Raw genomic sequence first — 17,086 nt, forward strand, 5'->3', positions numbered from 1 at the left:
CAAATCGATCGTTGCCTCGTAAAATGGAGGAAAGTGAATAACGTTTTCAATCCTTCGGGGCAGGGTGAAATTCCCGACCGGCGGTGATGGTACCTATGAGTACCTCAGTCCGTGACCCGCTTTATGCGGTGGACCTGGTGAAAATCCGGGGCCGACAGTATAGTCTGGATGGGAGAAGGATGACACGTACGCGTGTGGATGCGTAGGTCTATGAAAATTCGAGACCTTTATTTGAGAGTGTCCAATAGAAATTAAACCCGAAGGAAGGCTAATGCATGGCCTTTCTTCGGGTTTTTCGCTGTACGGCGTCATCAGAACACATAAGAAAAGGGAGTGTTCTCTGATGACGAAACAGGGTTCAACAATGAAATTGACAACCGTTTCGATTTTAGCTGGATTTGCATTTTTAATGCAGTATTTAAATTTTCCACTGCCGATGTTTCCGCCATTTTTAAAGGTGGACTTTAGTGAATTACCTGCTTTGGTAGCTGGGTTGATGTTTGGACCCTTGGCAGGTGTACTTGTGGAATTTCTTAAAAATCTTCTTCACTATTTATTTAGTGGGAGTGATACAGGGATCCCGATTGGTCAATTGGCTAATTTTGTTGCAGGTAGTATCTTTGTGGTGACGACGGTTCTTATCACACGGAAGCTACAAGGGATTAAAGGGCTGGTCACGGGTTTGACAGTGGCTACGATACTCATGGCTGTTATCATGAGTATCGCGAATTACTGGGTGATCTTACCTGCTTACGCTTTCCTCATTCATTGGGAAGTGGTCGGACCAGCAAAGACGTCGTTAGTTCTTTATGGAATCGGTCCCTTTAACTTAGTAAAGGGAGTATTGACTGCCCTCCTCTTTATCCCTTTGTATCAACGACTCAAAGGAAGAATACATCTTCCAAAGATATCTTAACAATCTACAGGGATATTAATGAATGATTCTGAAAACGTTATTCATGACCGGCCGATCGACGGTCGGTTTTTTATTTGGGTGGTTAACGAAAGGTAACAATGATTCCAGCGATCAACATGATATAACCAATTACAGGAAGAACCAGGGGTATGCGGTGCACCGGATATCCTCCTTTCTTAAGTAATCGCCCTTTGAAGGCGGGATGTGGTTGAGGGTTCATTATGAATGGGAGTTCCCGTTATGGCAAGATTTAAACGTCCTCTCATTATAATGACGAACGAGGACGGATAAAAGTTGCAAAGACCGCACCTTTTTTTAAGGTGCGGTCTTTGCAACTTAGCCTGCAATTGTCGGTGTCATCCTACTTCGATTGGCAATAAAACCCGGTCGTGGTGGTTGACCGAATGGTCTACATGTCGTTGAATGTGAAGTGGAAGAAAGACGATAGAATTCCTATTCCTTAATCGAGTAAGGGGTAAGCACCGTCTTCATCATGGGTTTCAAGTCCTGTGCAAGGAGGGTTGAAGACGCAAACGAGACGTAAATCGGATTTTGCCCGCACTTGGTGACGTTCATGTCCATTTAACGTATAAATTGTTCCGTCTTTGATCGGATAAACTTTTCCATCGTCAAGGGTTTCTACTTCTCCTTCTCCCTGCACACAATAAACGGCTTCAATATGGTTTTTATACCACATGGTGGTGGTTGTTCCAGCTTTAATAATCGTATCGTGCATGGAGAAGCCCACATTATCTTTTTTCAAGAGAAAACGTCTACTTTCCCAAGTGTCTCCCTTGACTTCGTTTTCGGTACCAATGAGATCTGCGAGATGTTTGACGATCACGAGGTGTTCATCCTTTCACTATAGGGTTTAGCGTGTGTTTTTTGCTGCTTGGATCGATTCCTCCAAGATTGCGAGGCCTTTATTTAATCCTTCATCGTCAATGATAAGTGGAGGCATCACCTTGGCAACTTCACTATCAGGCCCTGAAGTTTCCATGATTAAACCACGCTCAAAGGCGGCAGCACATACTTTTTCTGCAAATCCTTCTTGGCCAAAAGCGATTCCTTGCATCAGTCCGCGACCGCGTACCTCGGGTTCCGTGTCAGGGTGTTTCGCTGTCATGGAATTCAAAGCCTGCTGAAGGATTTCGCCTTTGCGAAGGATTTCCCGTTCCAGTTTATCCGTTTCCCAATAGGTTAACGCTTCTGTAGCGGCAACAAAGGCCAAGTTATGACCGCGGAATGTGCCATTATGCTCACCTGGCGCCCATTTATCCAGCTTAGGTTGAATTAACGTGATGGCAAATGGGAGACCATATCCCCCGATGGATTTGGATAGGCAGATCATATCAGGTTGAATACCTGCTTCTTCAAAACTAAAGAAGGTGCCTGTACGCCCACAACCAACCTGTACATCATCAACAATGAGCAGGATGTCCCAACGGCGGCAAATATCTTCGATCCTTTGTAGCCAAGTGTTGCTGGCAACGTTGATTCCGCCTTCGCCTTGTAGCGTTTCTAGGATGATGGCAGCGGGTAAATCCAGGCCACTTCCTTCATCTTCTAGATAGCGTTCAAGTAGGCTCAGGGAATCTACGTCATCATGATAATTGTCGTAGGGCATTGAAACAGCATGGTGGAGAGGAACACCCGCACCATGTCGTTTAAAGGAATTACCTGTGACCGAGAGCGCACCAAGCGTCATCCCATGGAAGGCTTTCGTAAAGCTAATGACGGTTTGTCGTCCAGTTACTTTTCGTGCGAGCTTTAAAGCACTTTCAACGGAATTTGCACCGGTCGGTCCTGGAAACATCACTTTGTAATTCATCTTCCGCGGTTCGAGAATCACTTGTTGAAAACGTTGTAAAAACTTTTCCTTAGCAACGGTTGCCATATCTAGACTGTGCACAACATGATCGTTGGTAAGGTAGTCAATCAGTTTGCTTTTTATTTGAGGGTTGTTGTGACCATAATTTAATGCTCCTGCACCAGCGAAGAAATCAATAAATTCACGGCCTTCAACATCCCAGAGCTTATACCCACGTGCCTTATCAAAAATGGTAGGGAAGCTACGGCAGTAGCTACGTACCTCGGATTCCAAGGTTTCAAATGTGCTCATATCTGTAGTTGCTTCGGTTATTGAAGTCAAAATGAATTAAACCTCCTCAATGTTTTCAAACGGCCCTACTCGGTATGTCCACTCAGACTCATGGTCATCTCCAGGAAATAAATCTTCGGAAAAACATTCAGAGGTATGGCAGGTCGTTTGGATATCTCTTGCCAAGCCTTTAAATAGGGACTGAGAAGCGTTGTTTGAAGGTGAGACGGTAGCCTCGAGGAAGCGTACATTTTCACATGCTTCCCGGTTGAGGAGGTTCCTTAGCAAGGATTTGGCCAACCCTTTTCCACGCTGACTTTGATCAACGGCGACTTGCCATACAAAGACCACATCAGGGGATTCAGGTTGCACAAAGGCAGAAACGAAACCAACGACACGCCCTTCTTGTTCCGCCAATACACATGTTTCAGAGAAATATTTACACAGCATGAGATAGCTGTAACTTGAGTTTAAATCTAAAACACCCGTACCTTTAATCAGTTTCCATACAGCAGTACCGTCCTCTTCAGTAGGTTTACGAAACGTTACTTGATTACCTGGATGACGGTACTTTTTTACGGAACTTTTTGATCTCAGCGAATCATCTGTCTTCAGTGGAGACGGACTCTGTCGATCATTGATAGCTAGATCACCATCCTTTATTGATTAATATCATCAGTAAAACTACCCGTCTTTTATCGTAACGTGTACGGAACCATCCGTCGAAAGTACTGTACCCGCTTAGATTACGGTTAAACATGGCAGGACTTGATGAGGGTCAATGAGGGCTGAGATTCTAACATATCCTGTGGAATGATACGAATCAGACTCCATGTTATCTAAAAAGGGATATACAGAAGATTGTCTAGTATAATCACTGATTTTTCTTCATATTAATTGATCCATAGGGGATTAGCAGTTTTTAATTTCATTCGATGGACATGTTATCCAATTTGCTAATGATTATTTTTGGTGAAAAAATAGGTTTCATCCGGTATGTTTTGTGATATGTAAAGAAAGGATAGGCATTTTTTAATGATTTTAAACGGATTCTCCAATTATGCGGCAATAGGGAGGTTGTAAGGAGGGATTTGCATATGAAATCCGCTATAATTGGACATTTTCAAAAGGAGGGATTGGCATTTTAAAGATCAGGAAAGAAGTGTTCATATTGGTTCTTCTCATCTTCCTGGTTACGGGATGTGGGCGATTGCAGTTTTTTTCTTCGGGTGAATCAGCGCTTCAAGAAGCAAAGGACCAAAAAAGTGTCGTCATCGGATTTGCAAATGAAAAACCCTATGCATATCAGGAAGATGGCAAGGTGACAGGCGAAGCGGTGGAAATTGCAAAGAAAATTTTTAAAAACCAGGGAATTACCAATATCAAACCGGTGCTAACGGATTTTGGTTCTTTGATCCCTGGATTAAAAGCCGGTCGCTTCGATGTAATTACCGCAGGCATGTATATTACTCCTGAGCGTTGTAAGCAGGTAGCCTTTGCTAATCCAGAGTACAACATTGGTGAGGGGTTAGCTGTGCAGAAGGGAAATCCCAAAGATATTCACAGCTATAAGGATGTGGCAAATCAACCCGATACGACGATCGCTGTGATGAAAGGAGCAATCGAAGAGTCCTATATGAAAGATTCGGGAGTAAAAGAGAATCAGATTAAGTTCGTTGCAGATCAACCGACTGCGGTTGCGCTTCTTAATTCTGGCCGTGTGGATGGTGTGACGATGACAGGCCCTTCCTTGCTTGCCATTTTACAATCTGCGAAAGCAAAGAATGTGTCCGTTGTAGAAGATTTCAAGCAACCGATTATTGATGGGAAGGAGATTAAGGGGATTGGTGCGGCGGCCTTTCGGCCAGAGGATAAGGACTTTGTGAAGATATACAACGACGGACTTGCTCAGATGAAGGAATCAGGGGAACTGTACGATACGATTCACCCCTTTGGTTTTACAAAGAAAGATTTACCCGGCGATGAGACCGCAGAAGAAATCTGTAAGCAGTAATCATGTAGGGTTTTAATTCTATGGAAAGGAAGTGATCCTGATCGAAGTCCATCTTGAGATATTGAAGAATCTGCTCCCGGGTGCAGTTCCAACGATTCAGTTGACGATTTTGGGAGCGATGTTAGCCTTTGTACTCTCATTTATGGGAGGACTTGGTCGATTATCTCGTTTTGCAGTCGTGCGGGGGCTGGCAGGGTTTATCGTTGAATTTTTCCGTGGGACATCCTTGTTGGTTCAATTATTTTGGCTATTTTACGTACTCCCTTTTATGGGAATTCGCTTAGAGTCAGGAATGGTCGGCCTCTTGGCTTTGGGTCTTAATTACGGAGCATACGGATCTGAAGTCGTTCGTAGTGCGGTGTTATCCGTACCAAAGGGGCAACATGAAGCAGGGATCGCATTAAATATGACCGCCTTCCAACGAATGCGCTATATCATTATTCCACAAGCTTTTCGTACCATGATTCCTTCCTTTGGAAATCTGTTAATTGAATTGTTAAAGGGGACAGCACTCGTCTCATTAGTCACCATTCCGGAGATGACCTTCGAAGCGTTGGTCATGCGGACCAGTGATGCTGCCCATACGCTTGAAATCTTTACTTGGCTACTTCTCATTTATTTTGCCATAGCTTATCCACTTACGATGCTGATGCGTTGGGTCGAGCGTCGATATTCTCTAGGGAGGTTATAACCAGTGATTTGGGATTGGCAGTATGCCTTTGAAATTTTGCCCCGACTCCTTAAAGTCGCTCATGTCACGATTACGGCAACCCTAGGGGCCTTTGTTGTCGCCATGATATTGGGGTTGGTTTTGGCATTTGCACGTCGTTCAACAAACCGGTTGCTTTCTGGAGTAACCTATTTTGTCGTCGAATTTATTCGCTCTACGCCCCCTTTTGTACAGTTGTTCTTTCTCTTTTTCGTAATGCCGCAATTTGGGATCACCATGGGCGCATTGATGACAGGGATTTTGGGTCTTGGTATCCATTACAGTACCTTCTTATCCGAGGTATATCGTGCGGGAATTGATTCCGTAGACAAAGGGCAATGGGAAGCGGCCACCGCCCTTAATTTTACCTCTCGACAAAAATGGGTCCACATTATATTGCCACAGGCAATTCGTCCAATCATCCCGGTTATGGGAAATTACTTGATCACCTTATTTAAAGAGACCCCTATGTTACTAGGAATCACAGTGGTAGAGATGTTGAGTCAAGCACAAATTATTGGCTCCCAGAGCTTCCGTTATACGGAACCAATCACGATGGTGGGGATTTTCTTCCTAATTCTGAGTTATGGGGCATCCCTACTTGTCAAACGGATCGAACTGCGGATGGATATTAATCGTCGCTAGTACGTCAAAAGGAGGAATTTACGTGAGCAATATACAATCAACGGAACGACCCCATACGGAGGCGCCCATCGAAGGGAAAGATCCGATTGTGCGTTTTAAAAACATTAGTAAATCCTTTGGGGATTTGCAGGTGTTAAATGGAGTTGATTTTGATTTATACCCAGGAGAGCGAGTCGCGATCATCGGCCCCAGTGGTTCAGGAAAAACGACCATGGCACGACTCCTAATGACATTGGAGGAGCCGACGGATGGGTTTATTGAAGTCGATGGCCGACAATTGTGGCATAAAGAAGTGAATGGCAACTTTAAAAAGGCCGATGAAAAACACTTGCATGAGGTTCGGGGAGATATTGGGATGGTTTTTCAACACTTTCATCTTTTTCCCCATATGACGGTGTTAAAAAACTTGATGGAAGCTCCAATCAAAGTAAAGGGCATGTCCAAAGCTAAAGCACGAGAAGAAGCATTGGCAATGTTAGAGAAGGTAGGGATGGCGGGATTTGCGGATCAATATCCTGCACGGCTATCAGGTGGGCAACAACAACGCGTAGCCATTGCGCGTGCACTGGTTATGCACCCTAAAGTAATGCTTTTCGATGAACCGACATCGGCATTGGACCCAGAAACCGTCGGTGAAGTGCTGGAAGTGATTAAAGAGATTGCAAAAGATCGTGAGATGGCGATGCTGTTGATTACCCATGAGATGAGTTTTGCCAGGGATATTGCAGATCGTATTGCTTTCTTTGATGAAGGGAAAATCCAAGAGGAGGGACCCCCTTCTCAATTATTAAACGAGCCGAAAACGGAACGATTGGGTGAGTTTTTACATCGATTTGGTATTGATGGAAAGGGTCACAATGTATGATAAATCGAAATCGCACATGACAAAAGAGGAGGGCTACGGCTCTCCTCTTTTTGATGAAAGGAAGATGGTTACTCAACTTCGCCTTTGCATTGCCATAGTTTAATCGAGAGTTGTAATAAAAAAAGATCATCTGGATTGAATAGGGAGCGACCCGTCAACGATTCAATTTTACGGAGACGGTATAGCAGGGATTGGCGGTGAAGATTCATTTCACGTGCGGTTTGACTGACATTCATCTGATTTCGCAGGTAAGCATTAAAGGTAGCGACTAAATTAATTCCACGCTGTTTACTGTAGTCGAGGAGATGATGCATGGCCGAATTGGTGATTTCCTTCATTTCCGGATGCTCAGCAAGTTGGTCCAAGGCCCGATATAAACCCGTGTCCATATAAAAACTACGATGTCCAATTCCTTTTTGGCGACGTCCGATGGTAAGAGCAGAATAAGCCGCTAAGTATCCTTCGTGAAAGGAAAAGATGCCGACGCGGTTTTCTCCAATTCCCCAGGAGAGAGGAAGATCTGGGAAGCGCTCATGGAGGCGACTATCTAACAAGTCAAGAAAGGATTGAACCCGTTGAATGGCTTGAGTGGGCAGGGTGTTTAGATAAATAATGAATTGATTTAGGTGACGCGTGGTTAGGACAATTTCCCCCAGTGTACGGGCCGTAAATTGAATTTCTTCGATGACATGAAGATATTCTTGGTGATGGTTTGTGGGTTGAGGTGACGGTGGTACATCGGGAGAGCCGACGATACAGACATAAGGGATTGATAAATCATAACCTAAGGCTTCAGCTTGGGGAGAAGCTGCCTCGATGGAAGGGGTTTTTCCTTTGGCTAAATTCCAAAGAAAGTCATTGCGTAGGCGTAATTCGGTTTCTAAGGCAACGGATTCTTGTAAAAAGCAGAGGGCTGCTGCAGTGGCCGCATGCTCTAAAAAAATGTGTGCTTTTTTCTGAAAAGAAGGGGTACTGGTGAGGGGGAGCTGAAGCCACAGAGAACCCTGTCGCTTTCGTGCGGAATGAATGGGGATTTCAATTAGAGAGTGAGAATTAGTGGAGTGTTGTAACCAATCGCCATGGGCACTCGGGATTTTAAAGGAGGTCGCCGGAAGTTGAGTGAAATGGTCAATCAAGGAGTTTGTTTGAGGGCTCCTGCCACATACATCCCCTTGTGAATTAGTAAAAAGTGCTGGGTAGGCAAGTTTCCTGTAAATCACAGTCGCTAAGCGATTGAGATTCGCTCCCTGTAGGATCAATTGCAATAATTCTTCCTGGGTTTCCTTGGAATAAGTCGTCCACGGATCTTGCTGTTGATCGAGGGTCCGTAAGACCTGATGAATAATATTGGAGAAGCGAATCCCCCATGGCAATTCGATAAGGGGGACTTTATGCTTGCTTGCAACTAGGATCGCTTCAGGTGGAATTTCTTTGAGATGTCGCCCTACTGCGACAGCTAATGCGGAAGCACCTGTATGAATGAGCTCTTTCAGAAATTGAGTAAAAAGGGCAGGGTTATCACTACATCCTACAGCAGTACTGAGAACGAGTTCCTTAGAGTGGACAAAATTTTCTACAGGAACCTCGATAACGGAAATCCATTCTACGGGATTGTCTAGCGAATGTTCAGGAGTTAATACATGGGCTTCGTTCATGATATCCCATTGTAAGATATCGCGAACGGTTAGCTGCTGCATTGACTCACCTCCCGTATTCAAAGAGATGAAAAGGTGTTTGACCATCCTCACGTTGAAATCAGTATGGTATTCAATAAAATGATGAAAAGATCCTTTGCAACTTTATACAGAATGTCAGTTGTGAAGAAAGTTCACCTCCCTTAAAATGGAAGTAATACTCAAAAAAGGGGGGCGGGGAGATGCTCAAGGATTTGCCTTTTTCCATCATGGAGTATGCGGAACGAATACAAAAAACAAAGAAAAAGATGATGGAGCAAGGAATGGAAGTTTTGCTACTAACCGATCCTGCAAATATGAACTATTTGTCAGGATATGATGGGTGGTCCTTTTACGTCCCCCAGCTAGTGGTCATTATTCTGGAAGAAGAACAACCCCTATGGATCGGTCGTAAACAAGATGCCAATGGTGCAAAGTTGACCGTATGGTTTCAGCTCGATCGCATCCTCGCTTATCCCGAAGAATTGATTCACGCGAATCTTGATCATCCGATGGATTATGTAGCGTATATTTTACAGGAGATTGGGCATGGGTCAAGGCGAATTGGAGTCGAAATGGATGCTTATTATTTTACGGCACGCTCTTTCATTTCATTGCAAAGAGGATTACCAAATGCCCGATTTATTGATGCCAGCTTACTAGTAAATCGGGTACGGATGATTAAATCAAATCAAGAGATTGAATATATGAAACAAGCGGGGAGAATTGCAGAACGCGCCATGCGGATTGCCATGGATACGATTGCGGTGGGTGTTAGAGAATGTGATGTAGCCGCAGCGATTAGCCATGCTCAAATTAGTGGATTAGCAGAGTATGGAGGAGATTATCCAGCCATTGTCCCTTTGCTACCTGCTGGCGAGAAGAGTTGTACCCCTCACCTTACATGGACGGATCGGCGCTACCGTGTCGATGAGGTGATCATTGTTGAATTAGCGGGGTGTTATCGTCACTATCATACCCCTTTAGCTCGAACGGCAGTGATTGGAATGCCCGATCCAAAGGTAAGGGAGCTAGCTGAAGTTGTTTCAGAGGGGTTGCAAGCCGTATTGGACACAATAGTGCCAGGGGTAACCTGTGCAGAGATGTCACAGGCATGGAGTCGAGTAATCAAGCGTTGGGGCTATGAAAAAGATTCTCGCCTCGGTTATTCTGTAGGGCTTAATTATCCGCCAGATTGGGGGGAACATACTGCCAGTATTCGAGCGGGTGATCAGACGGTGCTACAACCCAATATGACTTTTCATCTGATTCCTGGAATGTGGTTGGATGACTATGGTGTGGAATTTTCAGAGACTTTTCGCGTAACCGAGAAGGGGTATGAACTCTTTTCTACATCCCCCCGTGAATTAATTCAACGACCGTCCATTCCCAATATGGTTCCCCCGTTAGAAGAGAATGGGGCGTAATGACATTGTATGAATGAGGAGGGGTCTGATGATTAGAAAAAAACAGGGAAAGGGATCGATCGGCACACAATCCGTTTGGGGTGGAGAAGAGCAGTCGTCTTTCTTTCAAAGATCTACCCAGATACCCGTAGTTCATAGCGTTTCCTTTGGATATGAGGACATGGATGAATGGCAAGAGGTGGCGTTGGGACAGAAAGAGGGCCATATCTATAGTCGTAATACTAACCCGACGGTTCAGGTGTTTGAAGAAAAGGTACGTGGTTTAGAAAATGCAGAAGCAGCGACCAGTTTTGCAACGGGGATGGCCGCGATAAGTGGCACGCTGTTTGCGCTCCTATCACCAGGTGATCGAGTGGTATCCATCAAAGACACGTACGGAGGAACGAATCAGATTTTTCGTAGATTTCTGCCTAAGTTTCATATTGATGTGGATTTAATTGATACCCATGATCATAAGACGCTCGAAGCGGAGATTGAGAAAGGGTGCCAACTTTTATATTTGGAAACGCCAACCAACCCGACTCTGAAAGTGGTTGATATTGACCGGCTTTCGCAAGCGGCTAAAAAGGTAGGTGCGATCGTCGTCGTGGATAATACCTTTGCGACGCCGATTAATCAACACCCGCTTACTCTAGGAGCGGATTTGGTAATTCACAGCGCAACCAAATTTCTTGGAGGGCACGCGGATGCATTAGGTGGGGTTGTTTGTGGATCGAAGGATTTGATTGAAAAAGTATATCACTTCCGTGAAATTAATGGAGCGACGCTGGATCCAATGGCTGCCTACTTGTTGCTTCGGGGTATGAAAACGCTTCATTTACGAGTTCGTCAACAAAATCAAAGTGCGTTGACCATTGCTCGTTTTTTAAAACAACATCCGTTAGTCGAAGCCGTTTATTATCCGGGTTTAACGGATCATACTCATCATGAGATCGCAGTGAAGCAAATGAGTGGATTTGGTGGAGTGATGAGCTTTTCACTCAGGGGTGGAATTGATGCAATTCGACAGTTTCTTCCCAAACTGACCTATGCTCATCGTGCTGCAAACTTGGGGGCGGTCGAGACAATTGCAGGACCCCCTCGAACGACAAGTCATGTGGAGTGTACAGAAGAAGAGAGAAGAGAGATGGGGATCCCTGAAGGGCTGATTCGTTATTCCGTGGGAATTGAAGAGACCGAGGATTTGCTTGAGGATTTGGACATGGCTCTTAAGACATTAGAGAAGCGTTCTGAGAAGTTACGATAGCGGTGTATGCAAAATGGCCTTCCCTTTGGAAGGCCAAACTCTTGATCGTTAATTAGTCGGTGAGGATATAAGCATCGGAGATACCAATGGCTTTTACTTGTGTCAGTCTTGCTTCGGCATTGGCACGTTGTGAGAAAGCGCCTGCTTGCACGCGATAATAGGTTTTGCCGTTGATCTGTATAGAAATCACAATGGCTTCAATTCCATGGGATTCAATGAATGCTTTCCGGCTTTTTGCACCGGTTTCATTGGTAAAGGAACCCGCAATGACCCGATAAAGCGTTTGGGGTACCGATTTTTTAGGAAGAGAAAGTGCGTTTGCAAGTCCAATGGCAATGGCTTTTGATAAATCATTAGTGAAGGCGCTATTACGAAGTAAGTTAAGGTCTTTGGTGGTGTCGATAAACAGATTTTCTAAGAGAATGGCCGGCATATTGGCTTCCCTTAGGACATGGAAATTTGCTTTTTTCTTGCCACGATCCTTGACATCGTATTTTGCACCGATGGCTCCCATTACAGTAGCGTGTATGGTTTTTTGCGCATTGATTGTAAAGGTGGAAACGCTTCCATTATAAATATAACTTTCCCAACCCGTACCTCCACCTGCGTTGATGTGAATGGAACAATAGTAATCGCCGTGATTGGTATTTGCATAGTTGGTTCGTGTGGATAAGCTAACGGTTTTGTCTGTGGTTCGTGTCATAAGAATGGTTACTTCATAGTTAGCCAGGAGATATTCTCTTACCTTTAAACAGATGGTAAGGGTAAAATCCTTCTCCTTGAAACTACCACTTACAGCACCAGGATCTGTTCCCCCGTGTCCCGGGTCAATGATCAATTTCGTCAGAATAGTTCACCTCTGCTATTACTCTATGATAAATCGAGAGAAACGGTGTGGGCAGGTTTGTTGTTATAAGGTGGTGTAGAGGAGATTATGGCGCCGGTTTCTCATATTGCAAAAACGATGAAAATGGACACAAAATGAATGCCTGCTGCGAATAATAAAGATAAGAAGTACAATTTGATTTGGTCGATAAAGAAGGTGCAGATGATGACAAAATTTCAAATAAAGATAATGGCTGTGGGAATAGCCTTAACGTTGTTTGCGATTCAAAATCATGTCCATGCAGCCCCTTTTCAGCAGCAACCGATACAATATTCATCAGGCACTCTTCATCAGGAGCAACCAAAACCCATGAAATTCGCCATAAAAAAAGTGACTCAAATCCTTTTTCCCGAGTGAATCACTGCGAAATTTTTTCCACTCCCTGATTTCGTGACAACCTGTCGTTTTCTACATAGGATGGGGATGAGGGAGCAAGGGCTCAGTGGGCCGCCATATGGCGGCTTTTTTTTGATGGTCCTACCCAACTGTGCCAGCAATTATAAATTGGAAGAAAATAGATATTCAATAAATGCCAGAAGTTACGGCAATGAAATCGAATATTGACTGGAATGGGTCATGCTATGATCAAAGAAAGAAAACGAAAACGTTTTCTTTTTACAGGTGGTGATCAGTGGTATGCGTCCACGTAGGGTCCAACTGATCCGACACCTGATTCAAGCCAAGGAGCCTTTATCCGTACGTTTCTTAGCGGAAGAGATTGGTTGCTCCGAGAAAACGGTACGGAATGACCTTCGTGTGGTGAAGGGATACCTAGAAGATCAAGGGTATCTAACCCTCACGATGCGCTCAGGTGTTGGGGTGTATCTTGAAGGAAGTGAGCAAGAAAAAGAGCGAGTGATGCATGCGCTGAAAGTCATTGGATCCGATGACGAAAAGGAACGTGATCGTGGGGTAAGGAAGCTTCGGTTGACTCGTTTGTTACTTGAGGAGGATCAACCGCTTACCTTAGCAGATCTCGCGAAGGAACTTTATATCAGTAAAGGGTCTGTCCATTCGGATCTCGATCAAATAGAGCCTTGGTTCCTAGAGCATGATTTAAGCATTGTCCGTAAGCCGAATGTAGGAATTAGGGTAGATGGGGCGGAAAAAGCCCGAAGGTTAGCCTTATCTCAATTGATCAAAGAGAACCGAGTGTGTAATGAAGCGTTTCCGGGCAATGATGAAATAAGCCTGATCAAGGATGAGATTAACCACCTTGAACGAAGCTTCTCTCTTTCTTATACCGAAGAAGGGATTACCAATCTGGCGATACAATTGTCTGTAGCCATGCATCGTATTCGGCGATTGCAACGGGTCAATCTATCCGAGGAAGAGATGGATCATTTAAAATCCCAACCGGAGTATCGTTATGCAGAATTTTTGGCTAAGCGCCTAGAGAAACGGTATGCGGTCCACTTACCTGTTCAAGAAATTGGCTATCTAACCATTCATCTGCTTAGTGCCAAGGTACGACAGTCAGTGGAGCAGCCGGATCGAAGTGACGGTGAAGAGCGAGTTGATGCGGAGGCTTGGGAACTTGCCCATTGCATGATAAGGCGGCTGAGTAGTTTACTGGATCAACCCCTTGATAAGGATCAATCATTATTAGCGGGCCTTGGGCTCCATCTTCATGCTGCGCTCAATCGGAATCGCTATGGAATTCATTTGGACAACCCTTTGTTGGCGGAAATTAAACAAAACTATCGGTTCTTGTTTGAATTGATCATCTCCTTACTCCCAGAGTGGGAAGAGAAAGGTATCCATTTTAATGCAGAGGAAGTTGGCTTTCTCACCCTTCATTTTCAAGCGGCTTTAGAGCGAAGTTCTCAGATGACCAAACGAAGGAAAGTGTTGTTAATCTGTACCTCAGGGATCGGAACCTCCCAGTTGTTACAGGCCAAACTGATGCGACTTTTCCCTGAGTTGGAAGTAGTGGATATCATCGCTTCCTATGAACTCAATCGCGTCTGGGACAGAAGCAGTGCTGATTTTGTAATCAGTACGTATCCCGTGAATGGCATGGAAGGGCGACCCGTTATTCAGGTAAGTCCGTTTCTTTTCAAAGAAGACCAAGAACGGATTCAACAGTTCTTGGAAGGCAATACAGGTCCCTCCTCTGTAAGAAAGTACGTATCCTTAAATGAGTTGTTGTCCGAGGAACGTCTCTTTCTTCAGTTGGAAAATATGGAACGGGATCAAGTTCTTCGTTTGTTGGCGGATGCCTTAGTTCAAGCAGGTTTTGTCGATCACGCTTATGTGGAAAGTGTGTTGAAGCGAGAGCATCTCTCGTCAACTGCCATCGGTGGGGGAGTGGCAATTCCCCATGGCGCTCTGCATCATATCCATCACCCTGGGATTGCAGTAGCCACTTTAAAAGAACCGATTCAATGGGAGGGCGAACCTATCCATACCATTTTTCTCCTTGCCCTACTCCCTGAGGAACGAGATCGGTCACAACGAATTTTTCGTGAGTTGGTGGATTTATCTGCAGATGCAGCCCGTTTGGATAAGCTTCAAACATTGCAAAATCCCTATATGTGGATCCAACAGTTACAACAAAATACAACTTCGTGAGGTGAAAATCCTATGAAATTACTAGCGGTTACCTCTTGCCCCAATGGGATTGCCCATACGTATATGGCAGCGCAAAAACTAACGAAAACAGCAGATGAAGGCGATTTTGATATTGAAATCAAAGTCGAAACACAAGGTTCCATCGGAGTTGAAAATGAACTGACCCCTGAAGAAATTCGTCAAGCGGATGGGATCATTCTTGCGGTGGATAAAGCAGTGGAAATGGATCGTTTTCATGGAAAAAAAGTCCTGCAATGTGCAGTTGCAGATGCAATCCGTAAACCAGAAGCGCTTTTTCAGCGCTTTGTTGATGGCAATGTTCCGGTGTACGAAGCCAAAGTAGAAAAAGACACACCCCTCAAAAGTAACGATGCGGATGAGGAGAAAAAGGAAAAAGGACAGAATCCTTTCTACCGTTCGTTGATGAATGGCGTTTCCTTTATGATTCCCTTTGTGGTTGTTGGAGGTCTTCTAATTGCCCTTTCTTTAGGAATCGGAGGAGAGCCAACGGCTAAAGGAATGGTTGTTCCTGAGGACTCCATGTGGCATTCCATTCTTATGGTGGGTCAAGCAGCCTTTACATTCATGGTCCCGATCCTGGCAGGTTACATCGCTGTCAGTATTGCTGATCGTCCAGGGTTAGCTCCAGGGATGATTGGTGGGTATATTGCAGCGACAGGTAGTTTCTATGGCTCAGAGGCAGGGGCTGGATTTATTGGTGGAATTGTAGCGGGGTTTCTGGCGGGATACATTGCAAAATGGATTAAATCCATTCGAGTGCCACAGATGATCCAACCGATTATGCCGATTCTGGTGATTCCCTTGGTAACAACGCTTATTGTGGCATTCCTCTTCATTTTTGTACTGGGTGCGCCGATCGCGTCCTTGATGCAGGGGTTGACTGGTTTCTTAGAGGGAATGCAGGGATCGAGCAAAGTACTATTGGCCTTGATTTTAGGTGCAATGATTGCCTTTGACATGGGGGGACCGATCAATAAAGTGGCGTTTCTCTTCGGTGCTGCGATGATTGGTGAAGGACAGACGTTTATTATGGGTGCCCTCGCGGTTTCCATTTGTATTCCCCCCCTTGGTATGGGACTTGCTTCTTTATTAGCAAAACGAAAGTATGTAGAAGCAGAGCGTGAAGCAGGAAAGGCAGCACTGGCCATGGGGTTAGTCGGTATTACAGAAGGTGCTATACCCTTTGCTGCTGGGGATCCACTACGGGTGATTCCAAGCATTATGGTTGGCTCGATGACAGGTGCTGTGATTGCCATGTTATCTGGAGTGACGGACCATGTACCCCATGGGGGACCCATCGTAGCTGTTGTGCAGGCCGTGGATAATATTCCAATGTTTTTTGTTGCCATCCTTGTGGGTACATTGGTGACAGCAACCATGGTTAATCTACTAAAAAAACCTGTACAAGACGGGTGATCATTCCGTACAGATCGTAAATAGACAAAAAATAGCAGGTAAAAAAAGAGGTGCAAGAGGATGAAGCTATCCGATTTATTAACAGAGGATCTCATGATATTGGAACTTGATGGCTCCAATCGTGAAGAAGTGATGGAGGAGTTACTCAACCGATTGGATGACGCTCAGGTATTGAGTGATCGAGAAACTTTTAAAAAGGACCTTTATGAGAGGGAAGAGCATGGTAGCACAGGAATTGGTTTTGGAATTGCGATCCCCCATGGTAAATCAGATGGGGTAAAGGAACCGCGTGTCGCTTTTGGTCGTAAACGTACCGGAATTGACTGGAACAGTATTGACGGTGACCCAGCAACTTTAGTCTTTATGATCGCAGTACCGAAAGAGCAAGCAGGAGATGATCATCTTCGTATTTTGCAGGCACTTTCACGTAAGTTGATCGATGATGAATTCCGTGAAGAGCTTCTGGCTGCAGATTCAAAGGACAAGGTAACCGAGTTGATTGCCACCATGTAAGTAAAAAACAATGACTTTCATTGTGTGAGAAGCAATTGGAAGTCATTGTTTTTTTGTTTTATCTTATAAGGGTGTCCGAT

General features: G+C 44.7%; 14 protein-coding genes, 1 pseudogene and 1 riboswitch. Of the genes and pseudogenes, 10 read left to right on the forward strand and 5 right to left on the reverse strand.

Annotated elements, in window-relative coordinates:
* Positions 1 to 46 precede the first annotated feature (46 nt).
* Positions 47 to 184: riboswitch (FMN riboswitch) on the forward strand.
* Between the two features lie 159 nt (positions 185 to 343).
* Positions 344 to 916, forward strand: a complete 573-nt coding sequence (locus tag CHX35_RS15310; protein ID WP_091839060.1) for an ECF transporter S component — start codon at positions 344 to 346, stop codon at positions 914 to 916.
* Positions 917 to 1,376: 460 nt separating this feature from the next.
* Here CHX35_RS15310 and CHX35_RS15315 read toward each other — a convergent pair whose 3' ends face one another.
* From CHX35_RS15315 to ectA, 3 genes are read right to left on the reverse strand one after another with little or no spacing between them, the layout of a single operon-like run.
* Positions 1,377 to 1,760 (reverse strand): ectoine synthase, encoded by a 384-nt coding sequence (locus CHX35_RS15315; RefSeq protein ID WP_091839061.1) that lies wholly within the window; start codon positions 1,758 to 1,760, stop codon positions 1,377 to 1,379.
* 27 nt (positions 1,761 to 1,787) lie between these two features.
* Positions 1,788 to 3,038, reverse strand: a complete 1,251-nt coding sequence (gene ectB / locus CHX35_RS15320; RefSeq protein WP_425435381.1) for a diaminobutyrate--2-oxoglutarate transaminase — start codon at positions 3,036 to 3,038, stop codon at positions 1,788 to 1,790.
* A 36-nt stretch (positions 3,039 to 3,074) separates the two neighbouring features.
* Positions 3,075 to 3,680, reverse strand: coding sequence for a diaminobutyrate acetyltransferase (ectA, locus tag CHX35_RS15325; RefSeq protein WP_342743140.1), 606 nt, complete (start codon positions 3,678 to 3,680; stop codon positions 3,075 to 3,077).
* Between the two features lie 547 nt (positions 3,681 to 4,227).
* Between ectA and ehuB the strand changes: the two genes are divergently transcribed.
* The 4 genes from ehuB (at position 4,228) to ehuA (ending at position 7,250) form a co-directional block, all read left to right on the forward strand.
* On the forward strand, positions 4,228 to 5,031 hold the full coding sequence (ehuB, locus tag CHX35_RS15330; protein WP_245838879.1) for an ectoine/hydroxyectoine ABC transporter substrate-binding protein EhuB: 804 nt from the start codon (positions 4,228 to 4,230) through the stop codon (positions 5,029 to 5,031).
* A 61-nt stretch (positions 5,032 to 5,092) separates the two neighbouring features.
* Entirely contained in the window at positions 5,093 to 5,722 is a 630-nt protein-coding gene (gene ehuC / locus CHX35_RS15335) for an ectoine/hydroxyectoine ABC transporter permease subunit EhuC (RefSeq protein WP_342743139.1), read from the forward strand.
* Positions 5,723 to 5,728: 6 nt separating this feature from the next.
* A complete protein-coding gene (gene ehuD / locus CHX35_RS15340; RefSeq protein WP_091839118.1) occupies positions 5,729 to 6,385 on the forward strand; it encodes an ectoine/hydroxyectoine ABC transporter permease subunit EhuD in 657 nt (218 codons plus the stop codon).
* Positions 6,386 to 6,407: 22 nt separating this feature from the next.
* Positions 6,408 to 7,250 carry an ectoine/hydroxyectoine ABC transporter ATP-binding protein EhuA gene (gene ehuA, locus CHX35_RS15345; RefSeq protein ID WP_281252094.1) on the forward strand — a complete coding sequence of 281 codons (843 nt, stop codon included), beginning with the start codon at positions 6,408 to 6,410 and terminating at the stop codon, positions 7,248 to 7,250.
* Between the two features lie 68 nt (positions 7,251 to 7,318).
* Here ehuA and CHX35_RS15350 read toward each other — a convergent pair whose 3' ends face one another.
* Positions 7,319 to 8,947, reverse strand: coding sequence for a PucR family transcriptional regulator (locus tag CHX35_RS15350; RefSeq protein WP_176392126.1), 1,629 nt, complete (start codon positions 8,945 to 8,947; stop codon positions 7,319 to 7,321).
* 179 nt (positions 8,948 to 9,126) lie between these two features.
* Here CHX35_RS15350 and CHX35_RS15355 point away from each other — a divergent pair, with 179 nt between their 5' ends.
* Both CHX35_RS15355 and CHX35_RS15360 read left to right on the forward strand, forming a co-directional pair.
* On the forward strand, positions 9,127 to 10,350 hold the full coding sequence (locus tag CHX35_RS15355) for a M24 family metallopeptidase (RefSeq protein WP_091839073.1): 1,224 nt from the start codon (positions 9,127 to 9,129) through the stop codon (positions 10,348 to 10,350).
* A gap of 28 nt (positions 10,351 to 10,378) precedes the next feature.
* The gene (locus CHX35_RS15360; protein ID WP_091839075.1) at positions 10,379 to 11,596 is read left to right on the forward strand and encodes a cystathionine gamma-synthase family protein; all 1,218 of its coding nucleotides are present in this window, start codon (positions 10,379 to 10,381) and stop codon (positions 11,594 to 11,596) included.
* A gap of 52 nt (positions 11,597 to 11,648) precedes the next feature.
* On the opposite strand, the gene CHX35_RS15365 is transcribed toward CHX35_RS15360, so the two are convergent.
* Entirely contained in the window at positions 11,649 to 12,434 is a 786-nt protein-coding gene (locus CHX35_RS15365; protein WP_245838881.1) for an N-acetylmuramoyl-L-alanine amidase, read from the reverse strand.
* Between the two features lie 213 nt (positions 12,435 to 12,647).
* Between CHX35_RS15365 and CHX35_RS15370 the strand changes: the two genes are divergently transcribed.
* The 3 genes and pseudogenes from CHX35_RS15370 (at position 12,648) to CHX35_RS15380 (ending at position 17,006) form a co-directional block, all read left to right on the forward strand.
* Entirely contained in the window at positions 12,648 to 12,839 is a 192-nt protein-coding gene (locus tag CHX35_RS15370; protein WP_140413638.1) for a hypothetical protein, read from the forward strand.
* Positions 12,840 to 13,118: 279 nt separating this feature from the next.
* Positions 13,119 to 15,056 (forward strand): BglG family transcription antiterminator, encoded by a 1,938-nt coding sequence (locus tag CHX35_RS15375; protein ID WP_091839082.1) that lies wholly within the window; start codon positions 13,119 to 13,121, stop codon positions 15,054 to 15,056.
* Positions 15,057 to 15,068: 12 nt separating this feature from the next.
* Positions 15,069 to 17,006, forward strand: a pseudogene (locus CHX35_RS15380) (fructose-specific PTS transporter subunit EIIC).
* Positions 17,007 to 17,086: the final 80 nt, after the last annotated feature.

This window comes from Marininema halotolerans (assembly GCF_900116235.1).
GTDB classification, from domain to species: domain Bacteria; phylum Bacillota; class Bacilli; order Thermoactinomycetales; family DSM-45169; genus Marininema; species Marininema halotolerans.